The 17,335-nt window shown below is 62.3% G+C and carries 15 protein-coding genes; 7 read left to right on the top strand and 8 right to left on the bottom strand.

Features of this window, described 5'->3' with window-relative positions:
* The 5 genes from VF436_RS05160 to pilG form a co-directional block, all read right to left on the bottom strand.
* Window positions 1-3,469 (bottom strand): Hpt domain-containing protein (locus VF436_RS05160; RefSeq protein ID WP_330902929.1); only part of this gene is annotated, 3,469 nt, incomplete at its 3' end.
* Window positions 3,470-3,557: 88 nt separating this feature from the next.
* Window positions 3,558-5,591, bottom strand: coding sequence for a methyl-accepting chemotaxis protein (locus VF436_RS05155; protein ID WP_330902928.1), 2,034 nt, complete (start codon window positions 5,589-5,591; stop codon window positions 3,558-3,560).
* A gap of 129 nt (window positions 5,592-5,720) precedes the next feature.
* Window positions 5,721-6,260, bottom strand: a complete 540-nt coding sequence (locus VF436_RS05150; protein ID WP_330902927.1) for a chemotaxis protein CheW — start codon at window positions 6,258-6,260, stop codon at window positions 5,721-5,723.
* Between the two features lie 8 nt (window positions 6,261-6,268).
* On the bottom strand, window positions 6,269-6,643 hold the full coding sequence (locus tag VF436_RS05145; RefSeq protein WP_330902926.1) for a response regulator: 375 nt from the start codon (window positions 6,641-6,643) through the stop codon (window positions 6,269-6,271).
* Window positions 6,644-6,676: 33 nt separating this feature from the next.
* A complete protein-coding gene (gene pilG, locus VF436_RS05140) occupies window positions 6,677-7,036 on the bottom strand; it encodes a twitching motility response regulator PilG (protein ID WP_330902933.1) in 360 nt (119 codons plus the stop codon).
* Between the two features lie 378 nt (window positions 7,037-7,414).
* Between pilG and gshB the strand changes: the two genes are divergently transcribed.
* The 5 genes from gshB to VF436_RS05115 all read left to right on the top strand — a co-directional run bounded on the left by gshB (window position 7,415) and on the right by VF436_RS05115 (window position 11,458).
* Window positions 7,415-8,392, top strand: a complete 978-nt coding sequence (gshB, locus tag VF436_RS05135; RefSeq protein ID WP_330902925.1) for a glutathione synthase — start codon at window positions 7,415-7,417, stop codon at window positions 8,390-8,392.
* Window positions 8,389-9,249 carry an energy transducer TonB gene (locus tag VF436_RS05130; protein WP_414649813.1) on the top strand — a complete coding sequence of 287 codons (861 nt, stop codon included), beginning with the start codon at window positions 8,389-8,391 and terminating at the stop codon, window positions 9,247-9,249. Before gshB ends, VF436_RS05130 begins: the two co-directional genes overlap by 4 nt.
* Before the next feature lie 232 nt (window positions 9,250-9,481).
* Entirely contained in the window at window positions 9,482-10,051 is a 570-nt protein-coding gene (locus VF436_RS05125) for a YqgE/AlgH family protein (RefSeq protein WP_330902924.1), read from the top strand.
* Complete coding sequence (gene ruvX / locus VF436_RS05120; RefSeq protein WP_330902923.1) at window positions 10,048-10,497, top strand: Holliday junction resolvase RuvX; 450 nt, start codon at window positions 10,048-10,050, stop codon at window positions 10,495-10,497. Before VF436_RS05125 ends, ruvX begins: the two co-directional genes overlap by 4 nt.
* Before the next feature lie 34 nt (window positions 10,498-10,531).
* On the top strand, window positions 10,532-11,458 hold the full coding sequence (locus VF436_RS05115) for an aspartate carbamoyltransferase catalytic subunit (RefSeq protein ID WP_330902922.1): 927 nt from the start codon (window positions 10,532-10,534) through the stop codon (window positions 11,456-11,458).
* Between the two features lie 133 nt (window positions 11,459-11,591).
* Here the strand turns inward: VF436_RS05115 and VF436_RS05110 are convergent, their stop codons facing one another.
* Both VF436_RS05110 and VF436_RS05105 read right to left on the bottom strand, forming a co-directional pair.
* Window positions 11,592-12,086, bottom strand: coding sequence for a hypothetical protein (locus tag VF436_RS05110; RefSeq protein ID WP_330902921.1), 495 nt, complete (start codon window positions 12,084-12,086; stop codon window positions 11,592-11,594).
* Window positions 12,087-12,284: 198 nt separating this feature from the next.
* Window positions 12,285-13,475: an acetyl-CoA C-acyltransferase gene (locus VF436_RS05105; protein WP_330902920.1), complete on the bottom strand. Its 1,191-nt coding sequence runs from the start codon at window positions 13,473-13,475 to the stop codon at window positions 12,285-12,287.
* Between the two features lie 174 nt (window positions 13,476-13,649).
* Here VF436_RS05105 and VF436_RS05100 point away from each other — a divergent pair, with 174 nt between their 5' ends.
* Window positions 13,650-15,422 (top strand): hypothetical protein, encoded by a 1,773-nt coding sequence (locus tag VF436_RS05100; RefSeq protein WP_330902919.1) that lies wholly within the window; start codon window positions 13,650-13,652, stop codon window positions 15,420-15,422.
* Between the two features lie 265 nt (window positions 15,423-15,687).
* On the top strand, window positions 15,688-16,071 hold the full coding sequence (locus VF436_RS05095; RefSeq protein WP_330902918.1) for a BON domain-containing protein: 384 nt from the start codon (window positions 15,688-15,690) through the stop codon (window positions 16,069-16,071).
* 80 nt (window positions 16,072-16,151) lie between these two features.
* On the opposite strand, the gene VF436_RS05090 is transcribed toward VF436_RS05095, so the two are convergent.
* Window positions 16,152-17,315, bottom strand: coding sequence for a PilT/PilU family type 4a pilus ATPase (locus tag VF436_RS05090; protein WP_330902917.1), 1,164 nt, complete (start codon window positions 17,313-17,315; stop codon window positions 16,152-16,154).
* Window positions 17,316-17,335 lie beyond the last annotated feature (20 nt).

Here is a 17,335-nt window from a genome sequence, read left to right as displayed (position 1 = left end):
CGATCAACGGCAGTTCCGAGATCGGCGTGACGACCTCGGGCTCGGCGCTATGTGTGACCAGGTCTGCGGTATCGGTCTGATTGTCGACAAGCGATTCGGCATGCAACGGCGCGATGTCTTCGGGCGCCACACTGAACGACTCGATCTGCCCAGCGTCATCGCTCGGCGCGTGCGCGTCCTGCCCATACACCTGGGCAGGCTCTTCGAGCAGATCGGCGAACATGGCGTGGAAATCGTCTTCCTCGTGCGCCTCGACCGTGGCAGGAGCCTGCCCCTCGTGCTCGGCGGCCTCCTTGGCGGCACCGAGTTCGAAAGCATCGAGCGCCGCCATGAGTTCGGCGGCGTACATGTTGTGATGTTCGTCTTCAACCGAATGCGCAGGCACGACGACGGGCTCGACGGGTGCGGCAGCCTCTTGCGCGGGCTGGGCATCGTCCAGTTCGTCTTCCTGGGGCTCGAAGACCACATGGGCGACCTGGGGCTCGGGCTGGTTGTCGCGCAGTTCGGTCAAGCGGGCGATCAGGCCTTCCAGGTCAGGCAACTGCGGATGCGGCGCATCGAACTGCGCCATCACGTTGTCGACCGAATCCGCGCAGCGCGCAAGCAGGCTTACGCCCTCCGCCGTCAATGGCTGACCGGCGGCGCGCAGGCGCTTGAGCAGGCTTTCCAGCGGCGACAGAAGTTGGGTCAGCAGCGGAATGTCGACCATGGCGATGGCGCCATGCAGCGTATGCACGGCGCGCAACAAGCCGTCGTCGACCTTCACTTCGCCATCGACACGATTGATGGTGTTGCGAATGGTCTGCAGGTATTGCGCCACTTCGCTGCGCAGGATTTCCAGCAATACCGGATCGACCGGGGGCAGGACTGGCGCGGCGTAGGCCTCCGGCAACGGCTCGTGGACGGTTTCCTGGGCCGGTTGCTGCACATCGGCCAGCGAGGCTGCAGGGATGGCATCGGCCTGCGTGGTATCCACTCGCGGTACGCGGCGGCGCACGACACGACGTACGCGCTCGGTGCCTGCGCCAGCAAAATTGCTGATGCGGGCGCCCGTACTGCCACCGGCCAGGCGGTCGGCGGTGTCCATGATCGCAGCAAGCGGCGCGGTGGGCGCGGAACCACCCTCGAGTGCGGCACGCAGTTGCGGCAGTGCGTCGATAGCGTGCCGTATCAGCTCTTGCACGCCTTCATGCGGCTCGATGGAGGCATCGAGCACGCGATTGAGCATGTTCTCGACCTTCCAGGCAAATTCACCCAGCAGGCCGGCACCCACCAGGCGACCGGAGCCCTTAAGCGTATGGAACGACCGACGAATCGATACCAGCGCCTCGCGCTGGGTGACGTCATTGAGCCACTGGCTCTGGGCAGTTTGCAGGCTGTCGATTTCTTCCTGCATTTCTTCGAGGAAGATTTCGCGGATGTCGTCATCGATACCTTCGGTACTGGCCTGGAATCCGGCGAGCATCGGCGTGCTGCCGGCCACGGGAACGTCTTCGAAGATTTCCTCTTCGATTTCCATCCAGTCGGTTTCGTCCGAGGCCGGTTCGGCGTGCCCCAGGTGCTCGGTATCGGCCAGGCGCAGGCCACTGAGATCGTGACCGGCAGGCTCGCGCTGCTCCTGCGTGCCAAGGAACAGCTGCGTGGGGTCGTCACCGGCAACCAGGCTGACCGGCTCGGACAGTTCCGGCTGGGCGGCCATATCGAGTGTAGATGCGACCGGAGCGGAGGCGAAATCGACGGCTTCGACTGCTGGTTCGCGCACGGCAGGCGGCGGCCAGTAACCAAGCTTGCTCAGACTGTGCTCGGCAACATCGAGGATGTGCTCCAGGCCACCGCGGTGCTCGCGTGCAGCCTCGAGGTAATACTCCAGCGCGGCCAGTGCATCGGCCAGGTGATCCATCTGCGCGCTACTGGGTACGCGGCGATCGGCGAGCAGCTCATTGCCGATGAAGCGGCCAATGCCTTCAGCCAGTTCGGCCGGGCGCGGCGCGGATAGCATACGCAAGGCACCGGCGACCTCATCCATCAACGGATTGGCGTCACGCAGTTCCTGGTGCTGCCAGCCCGACTCGACGAAGGCGACGATGCTTTCCTTCACCTTGCTGGTGTTGGCGATGGCTTCCTGCATCAGCGTGGCAAGGATGTGGCGCGCCTCGCTGCGTGGCAGCATGCTGGTTGCCGATTCGCTGGTCGGCTCGTCTTCGGCGCCAAGGCTCTCGATGTGATCGTCGAGCGACGCTTCCACGTACAGCAGTGCACCGGCGACATCCAGCAGGATCTCTTCGTCCGGTGCACGCATGCGGCTGGCAATTTCTTCCAGCACGCGACGTTGTTCGTTGACCACACGACGAGGTACACCCAGGGCAAGCATACCCAACGTGTCGCCGACGCGTTCAAGCACTTCGATCTGACCGCCCAGTTGTGCCGGATCGGCATCGGTCTGGCGCAGGAAAAGGTCAAGCGATTCCTTGACGCGCAAGAGGTCTTCCTTGAGCGCCTTGGCGACCGAATCGAGCAGGGCACGGTTGTGGCCGGACATCGAGCCGCGCGCGTGCTCGACTTCAGCCGCGTCGGGCAGCAGCGCGTCAAGCGCGTAGGTGCGCGCCAGCAACGTCATCTGCGGCGTGCGCTGCTTGCTTTGTGCAACCACGTACAGCAGCTTGCTGGCCAGTTCGTCGGCGTCACCACCACGCAAGCTTGCTTCGCCCTGTTCGATCAATTGGCGGATGCTGCGATCGACCTTGCCGACCAACTGGCGTACCTCGGTGGCTTGCGACTTGAGCACGCCCTGTTGCAAACCTTCGAGTACGCCTGAGGTGATCCACCACAAGCGACGCCCCGGGATGCTGTAGCAGCGTGCGCAGATCGCATCGAGCATCTGACGCATGCCGACCAGGCCCGACTCGGATTGGCCACGAAACCAGGCCAGCAACTGCTGCTGGAAGCGCAGGCGCAATTCGGCGATTTCCGGCCGCTTCTGCTCGGCCACTTCCCGGCTGGAGGCACCCGGTGCCTCGGGCGGCAGCGGTGCTTCCAGGTTGGGGCTGAACAGGGCCGATTCGTGCAGTGCCTGCTGGCCGCGACTGGCGCGCAGGTCGTTGAGCAGGGGCAACAGCACGACCGGCACGTCGCGGTGACCGCCGGAGAGGCGCTCCAGGTAGTCAGGCAGTTGCATCAAGCCGCGCATCAGCGCGGCGTAGGCATCTTCGCGTTGGGCGACGTGGTCCTCGAGCAGCGAGATGGCGAGGGTTTCCATTTCCTCGGCGACCATGGCCGCGCCATACAGTTCAACCATGCGCAGGGTGCCCTGCACCTGGTGCAAGCTGTCGGCGCACGAGCGCATGACATCCCGATTGCCAGGATTGTCGACGTAGGATTCCAACGCTTCGCGAGCCAGTGCAAGCGAAGCGTCGAGCTCCGGCTTGACCCACTGCAACGTGGTGAAATCGATGTGGTCTTGAAGTCTCATACGTCCATCTCAGCGGCCGCGCTGCTACGCCTTTCGCAACCGTGCAGGTTGCCCCTTGTCATAGAGCCCGACCAGCTCATCATGCGTTTCAACCCGGCAGCTTGAAGTGGGCCACCGAACGACGCAGGTCGCTGGCCAGTTGGGCCAGGTAACCGATCGAGTCGGCCGTCTGGCTCGCGCCTTGCGAGGTCTGCGAGGTAATTTCCTGGATCGCGTTCATCGACTGCGAGATGTCCGTCGCCGCCGCCGACTGCTGACGCGCCGCCGCGGAGATGTTCTGAATCAGCGCGGACAGATCGTGCGACACGCGCTCGATGTCTCCCAGTGCGCTGCCGGCATCCTCGGCCAGGCGGGCACCGGCCACCACTTCGGCGGTGGTCTGTTCCATCGAGTTCACCGCTTCGTTGGTGTCGGACTGAATCGTCTGCACCAGCGTTTCGATTCGCTTGGTCGCGCTGGCCGAGCGTTCGGCCAGGCGCTGCACTTCATCGGCCACCACCGCGAAGCCTCGGCCGGCCTCACCGGCCGAAGCGGCCTGGATGGCTGCGTTCAAGGCGAGGATATTGGTCTGCTCGGCAATGTCGTTGATCAGTTCCACGATCGAGCCAATTTCCTGCGAAGATTCACCCAAGCGCTTGATTCGCTTGGAAGTCTCCTGGATCTGGTCGCGAATGGAGTCCATGCCCGAGATCGTTTCGCGCACCACTTCGGCGCCGCGCGAGGCGATCTGCACCGAGCGTTCGGCCACGTCGGCCGACTCGGCCGAATCCTTGGACACGTTGTCCATGGAGCTGGCGATCTGGTTGATGAGCGTGGTCGCGGTACTGATGCGCTGCGCCTGATTCTCGGCCGATTCGGCCAGGTGACGCGCGGTGGTCTGGGTTTCCTGCGCCGACGACGACACCTGCTCGGAGGTCTCGTTGATGGTGGTCACCAGGGTGCGCAACTCGTCGATGGCGTAGTTCACCGAGTCGGCGATGGCGCCGGTAATGTCCTCGGTGACGGTAGTCTTGACCGTCAGGTCACCTTCGGCGAGCGAGCCCATTTCATCCAGCAGGCGCATGATCGCCTCCTGGTTGCGCTGGTTCAATTCGGTCGATTCGCGGAAGCGGCGACGCTGGTCACCGATCTGTTGCAGCACCAACAGCACGGCAAACGCCGCCGCACCAGCCGCGCCAAGCACGCCCCACCATACATTGGGGAATACGCGACGCAACGGCAGCTTGCCGATCTGGTCTGCCAGTTCGTTGGCACGCAGCAGCACATTCTGCGAATCCAGCGAAGCCTGGTTACCGGAGCGCTTGACTTCGCTCAGGTTACCCGCGGCGCTGATCAGCTTGTTGACCGGATCCTGCACGTCATTCCACTTGCCCTGCATATCCGTGAGGATCTTGCGGGCATTGGCATCGCCCATCGACCGCACGCCCATGTCGGAGTTACCGGCGAGCAGGCCGTTGAGCACGCTGCCATAAAGCTGACCGTCACGGGAAAGGCCATCGGCGGCCGGCTGGGAAGCATCGCCGCCCTGGAGGACTTCCTGTACTCGGCGGATCATGCGGTCGGCCAGCAGCATCTGGCGCGCGGAGGTATAGGTTTGTTCCGCGCTGCCACCGTGCTGCTGGAGGATATTTACCACCTGCTCCATCGACGAGTTCAGCAACGGCAGTTCGCGAGAAAGCGTGGCGGCACGCTGGGCCGAGTCGAGCACCAGCGCCTTGTTGGAAAGGATCTTGCCGATGTCGCTGTCGAGCTGGCCCCAGGCGGAGCCAAGCGCCGACACGGCGCGCCCGGCCATGGTGGCATTGTTGTCGGCATAGGCCTGCATGCCGCTCTTGCTGCTGCCCTTGGTCAGCTGCTGCACGGCCGAATCGATGGAGTTGCGATTGTTCTCCAGCTCCTTGAAGGATTCGACGTTGCCGTCGGCCGCTTCGAGTGCGTACTTGGCCGTCTGCTGGGACAACACCTGAATCTGCGTGGTCAGACCGATCGCCTCGCGGTCCTCACCGTTCTTGATGGTGAGGACCCAGAAATCCGCCACGGCGACAATGATACAGATCAGCAGCAAGCCGACAATGATCCCGGAGTAGTTACGCTCCTGGCCGGCGCCCCCTGTAGTGCTCATGCTATTCACCTCGCCCGTCTACACCACGCCGGATTCGTTGCCCGGCGATCATCGGGGCCACCCGCCCCGTTGCATTTCGTTGATTCCCGGCCGTACCCCGCACCGGACCCTTTCGCAAATTTTTCGCCGTCAGGCCGCGGCCTGGCGGAAATCCGGTGCCCGTACCAGCCGGTTCATGCTGAACAAAGCCAACCGCTGTGCGCCAACACGATCGTCGACGAAGCGCGTCAGGCGCGGATCGGACTCGGGCTCCACGTCGCGGCGTTGTTCGGCATCGACCGTACGCTGGCCAAAGACCTCATCCACCAGCAAGGCCACATTGCCGGCACCCTGACGCACTACCAGCAAGCGGCTGCGCTCGGTGGGCTGGGTGCGTTCACCGAACAGAAAACGTCCCAGATCGATCACCGGGACCAGGTTGCCTCGCACGTTGGCAATGCCCAATAGCCAATTCTGCGTCCCAGGGACTGGTGTCAGCTGAGGCACCGCCAGCAATTCATTGATCTCATCGATTCCGCTGACGAAGGAACGACTGCCCGCTCGAAAACCGATGCCTCGCCAAAGGCCCGGGGCCTCCAGCGTCTCGGATGCTTCCTGGGCGTGGGCCAGTGATAGGCGCTCGTAGCGAGCGAGAACCTCGAAGGGCGAGAAATGGGCGGTCTGGCTCATGGCTTCCTTCAGGCTGCCGCGCTGGGCAGCAGATCGTGGATGCAGGCCAGAAGCTCCTTTTCATTGACCGGCTTAGTGATGAAGGCACGCGCACCCTGGCGCAGGCCCCACACGCGATCGGTCTCCATGGATTTGGTGGTGATCATCACAATGGGCACCCCGGACGTGACCGGATCGCGGGTCAGCGTGCGCGTAGCCTGGAAGCCATTCATGCCAGGCATGATGACGTCCATGATGACCAGGTCCGGCAACTCGGCGCGCACGCGCTCGATGCCGTCCTCGGCATTGCCGATGGAATCCACGCGATGACCGGCCCGCTCAAGCAGCGTGGTGAACACGCGCACGTCGGTCGGCGAATCGTCGATGATTAGGATGTGGGCCACAGCTCCCCCTCAGTTGCTGTAGTCGCGCAAGGCTCAAACCGTGCTGCTGACATGTCGATGGATGGCGCCAAGCAGTTCGTCGCGCGTGAACGGCTTGGTCAGGTACTGTTCCGCGCCCACGATGCGCCCACGGGCCTTGTCGAAGAGGCCGTCCTTGGAGCTGAGCATGATCACAGGCGTGCTGCGGAACTGCGGATTATTCTTGATCAGCGCACAAGTTTGGTAGCCATCCAGGCGCGGCATCATGATGTCGACGAAGATGATGGAAGGCCGCTGGTCGGAAATCTTGGCCAGCGCCTCGAAGCCGTCGACGGCGGTAAGCACGTCGCAGCCCTCTTTTTTCAACAAGGTCTCCGCCGTTCGACGGATGGTCTTGGAATCGTCGATAACCATGACCTTCAGACCGGCCAGGCCGTTGCCATTTACGTTCAAGTTCACTTAACCCCCCTGCGACCTGCCCCGGCTCAGGTAAACGCACGACCGTCGGCCTCGAGGCCGCCGGCTTGAAATGAAAACCAAAAAATTTCGCAAAGATGATTCCGTAACCCGCTCGTCAGGCGGGCTTTTATACAGCTTCTGTTTAACGCCTAGACCGGCGCGCCGTCAAGCCGCAATTACTTACAATGCTTGCGAAATCGCGATTTCACGCCTTCACGGATGGCCCCCTCGCATACCCTTGCCGGGGATGGATACGCTCCGGAACCTTGCCGCCTGGGCTTGGCCTCGGCGAACATCGCCGTTTTGACACGTTTCGACTACCGGAGAATGACGATGACCCTGTCGGTCGCCGTACTCATGGACCCCATCGCGGGCATCAAGACCGTCAAGGACACCACCTTCGCGATGCTGCTGGAAGCCCAACGCCGTGGCCATGCCCTGTGGTACATGGAGCAGGGAGACATGGCTATCCGTAATGGCGCGCCCTGGGCGAGGCTGGCTTCGCTGACCGTCAAGGATGACCCCAAGGCGTGGTTCACCATGGCCGAGGCTCGCTGGATCGACCTCCGTAGTATCGATGTCATCCTGATGCGCAAGGATCCACCAGTCGATGCCCAGTTCATCTACGACACCATGGTGGCCGAACTGGCCCAGCGAGCCGGCGTGCTCGTGGTCAACGATCCGCAGGCCCTGCGCGACTGCAATGAAAAGTTGTTCGCCACGCACTTTCCGCAGTGCATGGTGCCCACCCTCGTCTCGCGCGATGCCGGCGAACTGCGCCGGTTCGCCGCCGAACACGGTGAAGTGGTGCTCAAGCCGCTGGACGGCATGGGCGGGCGTGGCATCTTCCGGGTCAAGGCGGGCGACAGCAACCTCAACTCCATGCTGGAAACCCTGCTGGCCGGTGGCCCGCACGGCGAAGGCAGGCAGTTCACGATCGCGCAGAAATACATCCCGGAGATCACGTCGGGCGACAAGCGCATCCTGCTGATCGACGGCGAGCCGGTGCCTTACGCCTTGGCGCGCATTCCCCAGGGCAACGAGTTTCGCGGCAACCTGGCTGCCGGCGGCCGTGGCGAAGGCGTGCCGCTATCGGAACGGGACCGCTGGATCGCGGCCCAGGTGGCGCCCGAACTTAAACGGCGCGGGCTGCTCTTTGTCGGCCTGGACGTGATCGGCGATTACCTCACCGAGATCAACGTCACATCGCCGACATGTGTTCGTGAACTGGATGCGCAATTCGGGCTTAATATTGCAGGCCAGCTGTTCGACGTCATCGAACGCCTCACCGCCGGAAAGCAAGCTGCGTGAATGCCCCTGCCCGCCCCGTCAGCAGCGCCGATCCCATCGGCGCTACGTTGTTGTTTTCGTTGATGCTGCACGGGATCCTGCTGCTGGGCATCACTTTTCACTACGTCAAGCCCAAGCCCAGCCTGCCGACGCTGGACGTGACCCTGGTCGACGTAGCCAATCGCGAGGCACCGGACAAGGCCGACTTCCTGGCCCAGGCAAACAATGCCGGCGGCGGCGAAAGCGACAAGGCCGGCCGGCCTTCGCAGCCCTTTTCGGGCCCGCTGCCGACCGAGGCCAATGGCACCTCGCAGCAACACGTCGATGCCAGCACCCCGGCGCCACGTGATGCCACCTCGCAGCGGCTGGTTACCACCACCGGCGCCAGCCCCCACACGGTCGATACCGATACCGGACAGACCGAGGCCGCCGATCAGCAATCGGCCGACGAATTGCGCAAGCAGGAAGAAATGGCGCGCCTGGCTGCCGAGGTCAGGGACAAGACCGAAGCCTATGCCAAGCGCCCCAAGAAGAAGTTCATCTCGGCCAATACCAAGGAATTCATCTACGCCGCTTACATGCGTGGCTGGATCGATCGTATCGAACGCGTGGGCAACCTCAATTATCCCAACGAGGCGCGCCAGAAAGGCGTACATGGCGAACTCGTGCTCACCGTGGCTTTGAACCACGATGGCACGGTCAAGAGCATTGATGTGATCAAGAGCTCCGGCCAGCCGCTGCTGGACGAATCGGCCAAGCGCATCGTGCGCTTGGCCGCCCCCTTCCCCACACTGCCCAGTGACAAGGAGCGCGTGGACGAGCTCTACATCACCCGGACCTGGCTGTTCCAGCCGGATGACGTGCTCAAGACGCGATGATGCTGCGGGGCTTGTACGCATCGCCTCCCTTGCAGGGGCGACTGTAGGAGCGATTTCAATCGTGAAGCAGTCTGTGGCTTGGCCACAGACTGGAGGTTTTGGGTCGACATCCCGAAAGCTCCGATCTGCGACCACCTCACCAACTCGCTTTTCGCGACTGAAGTTGCTCCTACCCGAAGGTAGGGAATGCGATCAACGCCCGCCGTTCACGCCGAGGGCTTACAATGAACCTATGACTGTCACAAGCCAGCAGACCCTCGCCGGTCACTTCCTGATCGCCATGCCCAGCCTGGCGGAGCCGCCATTCTCTCGTGGCGTGGCTTTTATCTGCCAACACGACGAGGATGGCGCAGTCGGGTTGCTGATTAATCAATTGTCCGAATATCGCCTGAGTGATGTGCTCGCCCAGATGAAACTCGGTTGCTCCGACAGCGAACTGGCCGACGCGCCCGTGCTGATTGGCGGCCCGGTACAACAGGAGCGCGGCTTCGTGCTGCACCGCGAGCACGGGCACTGGGAGTCGAGCTATCGCATCAATAACGACTGGTCCGTCACTACCTCGCGCGACATTCTGGTAGCCATGGCCGCTGGCGAGGGGCCTCGCTTGGCCATGATGGCACTGGGTTATGCCGGCTGGAGCGCGGGGCAGTTGGAACAGGAGCTCAAGGACAACACCTGGCTGACCGTCGAAGCCAACGAGCGCGTGGTATTTCACACCCCACTCGAGGAACGCTGGAGCGCAGCCGCGGGGTTAGTCGGTGTCGATCCCCTGCAGTTGCCCGGTTACGCGGGCCACGCATGAGTTGTGCGTTGGGTTTCGACTACGGCAGCCGTTTGATCGGCGTGGCGGTGGGCAATGCATTGACTGGCAGCGCACGAGGTATCGCCGCCATTCCCAACCGCGACGGAACACCGGACTGGACGCAACTCGATGGCCTGCGCCAGAGCTGGTTGCCCGAAATTCTGGTGGTTGGACTGCCGCTTACCCTGGAGGGTGAAGAACAGGCTGCCAGCAAGGCCGCGCGCCGCTTCGCCACGCAACTGGGCGCGCGCTATGGCGTGCCCGTGGTGCTGATCGACGAGCGTCATACCTCCCAGGAAGCAGCACATCGTTTTGCCCAGGCACGCGCTGCCGGGCTCAAACGCAAGCGCGACGCCCAGCAGATCGACGCCGAGGCCGCCGCCGTTATCCTCGAACGCTGGCTCAGCGGCATGGTCCAGGCCATCCCCGCCCAAGCCGCATCCTGATCCCTTTCCAATATCTACTCATCGATCGATTGCCATGAATCATCGCCTGCGCCACCTGACCTCGCTGGAAAACATGCCCAGCGCCACGATCGAACGATTGCTCGATCGTGCCGAAGCGATGCGCGATGCCTGCGCCCACGGCACGCGCAAGCTGGACCTGCTGAACGGGCGCACCGTGCTGAATCTGTTCTTCGAGCCCTCCACGCGAACGCGCACTTCGTTCGAACTGGCCGCACGCCGCCTGGGTGCCGACGTGATCAATTTCGATATCGGCCTGTCCTCGACCAGCAAGGGCGAGGCGCTGTTCGATACCTTGCATACGCTGGAGGCGATGCACCTGGATACCATCGTGGTGCGCCACAAGGTTTCCGGCACACCCGACGAACTGGTGCGGCACGCCATGAGCGGTGTTTCGGTGGTTAATGCGGGGGATGGCAATCGGGCGCACCCGACGCAAGGCCTGCTCGACGCGTTGACCATTCGTCAGCATCGCCCGGATTTCAGCCAGCTCAAGGTGGTGATCTGCGGCGACGTGAAGCACTCGCGCGTGGCACGCTCGGATGTGCATGCCCTGCGGGCCATGGGTGCCAAGGAAATTCGCCTGTGCGGCCCGGCAGGGTTGATGCCCGAAGTTGACGAATTTCCGGGCTGCAAGTTGTTCGATAACTTCGACGATGCCATCGCCGGTGCCGACGCGGCGATCATGCTGCGCTTGCAGAAGGAGCGCATGGCATCGATCGATCTCCCTGATGAAGCGGCTTATTTCCAGCATTACGGTCTGGACAACCGACGCCTGGCCACCGCCGCAAAGGGCTGCCTGGTCATGCATCCGGGCCCGCTCAACCGCGGCATCGAGATCGCCTCGGAAGTAGCCGACGGCCCGCAATCGCGCATCCTCGAACAGGTCGGCAATGGCGTGTTCGTGCGCATGGCGGTGTTGTGCGAGGTGATGGGGCGCTAGCACCTCGGCTGGAGTCGGGAGAGGGGAGCGGAGGCGCGAAAACCCGCTACCTGAAGCAGGCCGTCAAGCGTGCGACCTGCTCGCGCACTTGTGCTCCCACTACCCGCTCCGATCCCCAGGAATCAACGCAACGTCATGCCCTGCCAGGACAAGGAAACTGTTCGCGCATATACGCATGGAACGCCTTGTCCATCGACATGGTCGAGCGGTCTTCCGGCGGGATACGCAACAGGAAGGGCACGAGGGTGTCCGAGGTCAGGGTGGCGGTGCCATGGGGCGGGCAGCTATCGGTTTTCTTGCCCTCTTTCCTGGCCTTGTCTATCTCATTGGCGTAATTCTCGCCGATGTGCCCCAGACCGCGAATCGCGTTGACGTAATCCGGGTCCTGTTCAATGTTGTCCGGGCCCGACCGCATGGCACGCAAACCACGCATGAAATCCTCCACGGTCAGGTTGTTGGTCTTGTCATTGGCCGCCGGCGGCGGCAGCGGGCGATCGATGGATATTGGTGCTGTCGATGATTCGGCCGGTACCGAATCGTGCTTCGCGGATGTCTGGACGGCGGATGCCTGCGGCGAAAAAGCAAGCATGGAGCCAAGCAGCACCACGCTGGAAACGTGCCAGATCATTAATGGTATCTCCCTATTTTAGCTGCACCAGGCCGGCAACTGACGTTGCCTGGCCGACGCGGTGAATCCCCTTGGCCGAATGGTAGCGATCGCAAGTTATGAAAGCGTTGATGCTTTGAGGAGCAGGAGGCGGGCCGGGAGCGAAAATCCCTCACCTGAGTTAATCCGCCGGTATTGCGACATAAGCCCCACCAAAACTCACCCGAGCCTCTCGATGGCTACGGCTGTCGCTTCGCCGCCCCCAATGCACAACGCCGCCACGCCACGTCGCAACCCGTGCCGTTCGAGTGCATGCAACAACGTGACAATCAAGCGTGCACCCGTCGCGCCAATGGGATGGCCAAGCGCGCATGCACCGCCGTGCACATTGAGCACGTCATGACCCATGCCCAACTCGCGCATCGCCGCCATCGCCACGACGGCGAACGCCTCATTAATCTCGAACAAATCCACGTCGCCTACCGACCAGCCTACTCGGGCGAGTAATTTGCCAATGGCCGGGGCTGGCGCGGTGGTGAACCATTCCGGCGCCTGGCTATGCGTGGCGTGTCCGCGAATGAACGCAAGCACCGGCAGACCTTCGCGTTCGGCCACGGAACGACGCGTAAGTAACAGCGCAGCGGCGCCATCGGCATTGGCAGAGGAACTGGCCGCCGTGATGGTGCCGTCGTGACGGAACGCTGCACGCAGGCCTGGAATTTTCGCCGGGTCGACCTTCAACGGATGTTCGTCGCGCGACACCTCGATATCGCCGCTCCGCACAGGAACGCGCAACGGTATGATCTCGCGCTCGAATGCGCCCTGCTCTACCGCCGCTCGCGCGCGCCGCAGAGTCTCCATGGCATAGGTGTCCTGATCATCACGGGTAAAGCCATAGGCCGCCGCCGTGGCTTCGCCGAAATCGCCCATGGGCCGGCCACCTTCATAGGCGTCTTCCAGGCCATCGAACATCATGTGATCGAGCGCAGTCTGGTGACCGACGCGATAGCCTGCACGCGCCTTGGGCAGCACATACGGTGCATTGGACATGCTTTCCATGCCGCCAGCCAACACGACGTCCACACCGCCAGCCAAAAGCTGGTCATAGGCAAGCATGCTGGCCTTCATGCCCGAGCCGCAGACCTTGTTGATCGTGGTCGCTCCCACATCGTCGGGCAAACCTGCACCGCGCGCAGCTTGACGGGCGGGCGCTTGGCCCAAGCCCGCCGGCAGGACGCAGCCCATCAACACCTCATCAACGCGACTGGCCGGCAGGTTGGCTCGCCGCAAGGCTTCGGCCAGCACCGACGCCCCCAGGGCCGGCGTCGACCATGGGCTCAGCTCACCGAGGAAACGGCCAAGCGGCGTGCGTACGGCAGCGGCGATGACGACAGGATCTGCAAAATGCATGGCGCGGAGCTCCCTGGGGAAGAATCGCGCTATTTTAGATGATATTTATAATCATAAGAGCAACCCGGCCGCCCTTGAGTAAAAAACCATGGCGTTCTTTTGTTAGCTACACGTTATGCAGACCGTAAAACGGGCATAATGTGCGGCGCACCACCATCTACCTAGGGAATCAAGATGCGATCGACGACGCGCTATTTCGCGCTGGGCCTTACCGGCGTATTGCTGGCTGCCTGCGGACACAAGGATAAAGATGCCCCGCTGGCCTTCGTGCCGGCCGACACCCCGTATGTGCTGGCGAACCTCGACATTCTCGATGACAGCACCCGCTCGGCACTGCTGAGTCAGGCCGACGCGCAGTTGCCGGGCCAAGTCGCGCAGATGAAAGCGGCGGCCGAAGAGATGAAGGACGCCGACAACGCTCGCCTGCTCAAGGCCTTCATCGCCGAACTCGATGGCAAGACGATCGAAACGTTCGCGCAGAACAACGGCCTGGATCTGAAAGGCTACTCAGCGTTATACGGCCTGGGCCTATCTCCTGTGTTCCGTGCGCAGCTGACTGATCCGAAGGCGTTCGAAGCCTTCATTGGCCGCCTGGAAACCGCATACGGGAGCAAGTTCGATACGGCCACGATTGGTGGTCAGGCTTATCGCAAGCATGTGTCGAAGGATGCCGGTACGCAGGTGGTCCTGGCCACGGTGGGCAAGCAGGCCGTTGCCGCCCTGCTGCCGGCCGATGCGTCCGAAGCCATGCTGCGCCAGGCGCTGGGCCTGGATCGCCCGGAAAAGAGCCTGCAGGAAGATGGTCGCCTGGAAAAGCTTGCCAAGGACAAGGGCTACAAGCCCTATGCCGTGGGCGAGTTGGACGTTGCCCGCACACTGGCCCTGGTATCGAGCGGCAAGGATCCATTCTTCGGCGCCATGTTCAAGGCACACGCCGAAAGCGAATCTGCCAAGACCGGCGAGCCGGTGGCCAACCAGATGCAGATCCCCGCAAGCTGCCAGACCGATGCCGCCCGCATCGCCGCGCGCGTGCCGATGATGAGCTTTGGCTACACCACACTCGATGCCAAGCACCAGTCGGCGCGTTTCGACGTGGCCCTGGCCGACGACATCGTCAAGGCATTTTCCGGCCTGAAGGTTTCGCTGCCGGGCCTGGGTACCGAGGGTGACGCACCGTTCGACCTGACACTGGCCGTGCCGGTGAAGGATGTTCGTGCATTCTGGGCAGCCCAGGCCGATGCCGTGGCCGCCAAGCCGTTCGCCTGCCCGGCCTTGCTGGACATGAACGAGCAATTCTCCAAGATCGGCCAGGTGGCCCAGCGCGCTGCCATGCCACCCTTCGGCGACATGCAGGGTCTGCGCGTCGTGCTGGATAGCTTCGCACCCGATCCGAACGCCACACTGCCCAAGTTCAGTGGCCGCGTGCTGCTGGCTACCAACAACCCGGCCGGCCTGATCGCCCTGGGTTCGATGGGCATGCCTGCACTGGCTCAGCTGAAGCTGACCAATGACGGCAAGCCGGTAGCCCTGCCTGCCAACCTGACCGCCACGCTCGGCCAACCCGCCTGGGCGGCGATGAGCGACAAGGCGCTGGTGATGGGCATCGGCACCGGCGAGGACGCCAAGCTCGGCGACATGCTCAAGGCACCGGAAGGCGATGCCGGCCGCATGATGCGCGTGCACCTGACCGGTGATATGTACCAGACCTGGATCCAGGCGATGGAAGCGAAGTCCGACCAGCTAACGCAGCTCACCGCGAACATGGGCAAGGATGACGCCAGCGCCGAGGACAGCGATGCCCTGAAGGAACAGCAGCAGGCGGCGGCGCGTTCCAAGGCGCAATTTGAGACGATGCGCCAGCAGGCTGCACGCATCAAGAACCTCAACGGCGAAGTGCATGTCGATGACCACGGCCTGGTGATCACCAACGACGTCGAGAACAAGTAAGCGACACGCGTGGAATCGCACGACAACAAAGGCGCCCAAGGGCGCCTTTGTTGTATGCAATGCGTTGTATGCGAAGCACTCGCCATGCACGGGACGCCTACATCTTTTTCGCGTTGCCGCGCAAAAGCTGAATGCCATCATCGTCCGCCCACATCACGTTCACTCGTAAATTGTTGCCATGTCGCCACGGTCACTGTCGGGTTCGACAAACCGTCTGTCTCTTACCGTTAAAGACAGCATTCGTTTCCATCGAAAGGAGGTCGCCATGTCCTTGTCCATCCGTAAGTCGTTTATTGCCGCCGGCCTGATGGCTGCTTTTGTTGCAATCCCGATGTCGCAGGCGATTGCGCAGGATTCGGGGTCGAGCATGAGCAAGTCATCCACCAGCAACCAGACCGTGCCTGGCAAGTTCGATGATGCCTGGATCACCACCAAGGTGAAGTCCGAGTTTGCCGCCAGCAAGAGCGTCAAGGCCACCGATATCTCGGTGACTACCACTGAGGGTACGGTCACCTTGACCGGCTCGGTCGCCACCGTCGCCGAGAAGACCCACGCCACGGCCATCGCCAAGAAGGTCAAGGGCGTCAAGAGCGTCGATGCCAGCGGTTTGAACGTGAGTGCCGCTGCATCGAGCAAATCGAGCAGCTAAATCCAATGGCCTGTTCAAGGCCATGCAAGACAAAAAAGGAGCCCGACTGGGCTCCTTTTTTGTCGCCTTCGCAACGGTAGTCAGCGGTGGAAAAGGCCGCCGAAATTCTGGGTTTCGCGAGTTTCTTCCAATTCCACGCCATCCAGTCCCTGCGAGAGCGTATGCGCATCGCCCCCCTGGGCCAGCTTGATGCGCAGGCGCACTTCATTGGAGCTGTCGGCGTGACGCAGCGCGTCTTCATAGGAGATCTCGCCGGCATGGTAAAGCTCGACCAGGCTCTGATCGAACGTCTTCATGCCCAGGTTGGTCGACTCTTTCATGACCTCCTTGAGCTTGTGCACTTCACCCTGGCGGATGTAATCCTGCACCAGCGGTGTGCCCAGCATGATTTCCACCGCCACACGGCGCGCCTTGCCGTCGGGTGTAGGAATGAGCTGCTGCGCCACGATGCCCTTGAGGTTCAGCGACAGATCCATGAACAACTGCTGGCGTCGATCTTCCGGGAAGAAATGCAGGATGCGATCGATCGCCTGGTTGGCGTTGTTGGCGTGCAATGTACACAGGCACAGGTGACCTGTTTCGGAAAAGTTGATCGCGTACTCCATCGTTTCACGGGTACGCACTTCGCCGATCATGATGACATCCGGGGCCTGGCGCAGCGTGTTCTTCAGCGCATTTTCCCAACTGTCGGTATCGATACCCAGCTCGCGCTGCGTGATGATGCAGCCCTCGTGCTTATGCACATACTCGATCGGGTCTTCGATCGTGATGATGTGACCGGTGGAATTCTGGTTACGGTAACCGACCATCGCAGCCAGCGAGGTGGATTTACCCGTACCGGTACCGCCCACAAAGATGATGATACCGCGCTTGGTCATCGCCAGTTGCTTGATGACCGGCGGCAGGCTGAGCTCTTCGATGGATGGAATCTTCGACTCGATCCGACGCAGCACCATGCCCACGCAGTTGCGCTGGTAGAAGCATGACACACGGAAACGACCCACGCCCTGCGCGGAGATGGCGAACTGGCACTCGTGGGTCTTTTCGAACTCCTCGCGCTGCGAGGGCGTCATGATGTTGAGCACCATGTCACGCGCCTGTGGCGCGGTGAGCGGACTCTGCGTGATCGGCACCACACGACCCTGCACCTTCATCGACGGCGCGACGCCGGCCGTGACGAAAAGGTCAGAGGCCTTCTTGTGGACCATCAGCTTGAGGAAAGAGGTGAAATCAAAATCACTCATGACCGAACTCCCCGGATCAG

Origin of the sequence: Dyella sp. (assembly GCF_036384435.1) — a bacterium.
GTDB lineage: Bacteria > Pseudomonadota > Gammaproteobacteria > Xanthomonadales > Rhodanobacteraceae > GSA-30.
This window is presented reverse-complemented; position numbering and strand designations above follow the sequence as displayed.

Excerpts from the sequence above, each read along its gene's own strand:
- VF436_RS05155 (WP_330902928.1), bottom strand. The coding sequence starts at position 5,591 with ATGAGCACTACAGGGGGCGCCGGCCAGGAGCGTAACTACTCCGGGATC.
- VF436_RS05150 (WP_330902927.1), bottom strand. The coding sequence starts at position 6,260 with ATGAGCCAGACCGCCCATTTCTCGCCCTTCGAGGTTCTCGCTCGCTAC.
- pilG (WP_330902933.1), bottom strand. The coding sequence starts at position 7,036 with ATGGTTATCGACGATTCCAAGACCATCCGTCGAACGGCGGAGACCTTG.
- gshB (WP_330902925.1), top strand. The coding sequence starts at position 7,415 with ATGACCCTGTCGGTCGCCGTACTCATGGACCCCATCGCGGGCATCAAG.
- VF436_RS05125 (WP_330902924.1), top strand. The coding sequence starts at position 9,482 with ATGACTGTCACAAGCCAGCAGACCCTCGCCGGTCACTTCCTGATCGCC.
- ruvX (WP_330902923.1), top strand. The coding sequence starts at position 10,048 with ATGAGTTGTGCGTTGGGTTTCGACTACGGCAGCCGTTTGATCGGCGTG.
- VF436_RS05115 (WP_330902922.1), top strand. The coding sequence starts at position 10,532 with ATGAATCATCGCCTGCGCCACCTGACCTCGCTGGAAAACATGCCCAGC.
- VF436_RS05110 (WP_330902921.1), bottom strand. The coding sequence starts at position 12,086 with ATGATCTGGCACGTTTCCAGCGTGGTGCTGCTTGGCTCCATGCTTGCT.
- VF436_RS05105 (WP_330902920.1), bottom strand. The coding sequence starts at position 13,475 with ATGCATTTTGCAGATCCTGTCGTCATCGCCGCTGCCGTACGCACGCCG.
- VF436_RS05100 (WP_330902919.1), top strand. The coding sequence starts at position 13,650 with ATGCGATCGACGACGCGCTATTTCGCGCTGGGCCTTACCGGCGTATTG.
- VF436_RS05095 (WP_330902918.1), top strand. The coding sequence starts at position 15,688 with ATGTCCTTGTCCATCCGTAAGTCGTTTATTGCCGCCGGCCTGATGGCT.
- VF436_RS05090 (WP_330902917.1), bottom strand. The coding sequence starts at position 17,315 with ATGAGTGATTTTGATTTCACCTCTTTCCTCAAGCTGATGGTCCACAAG.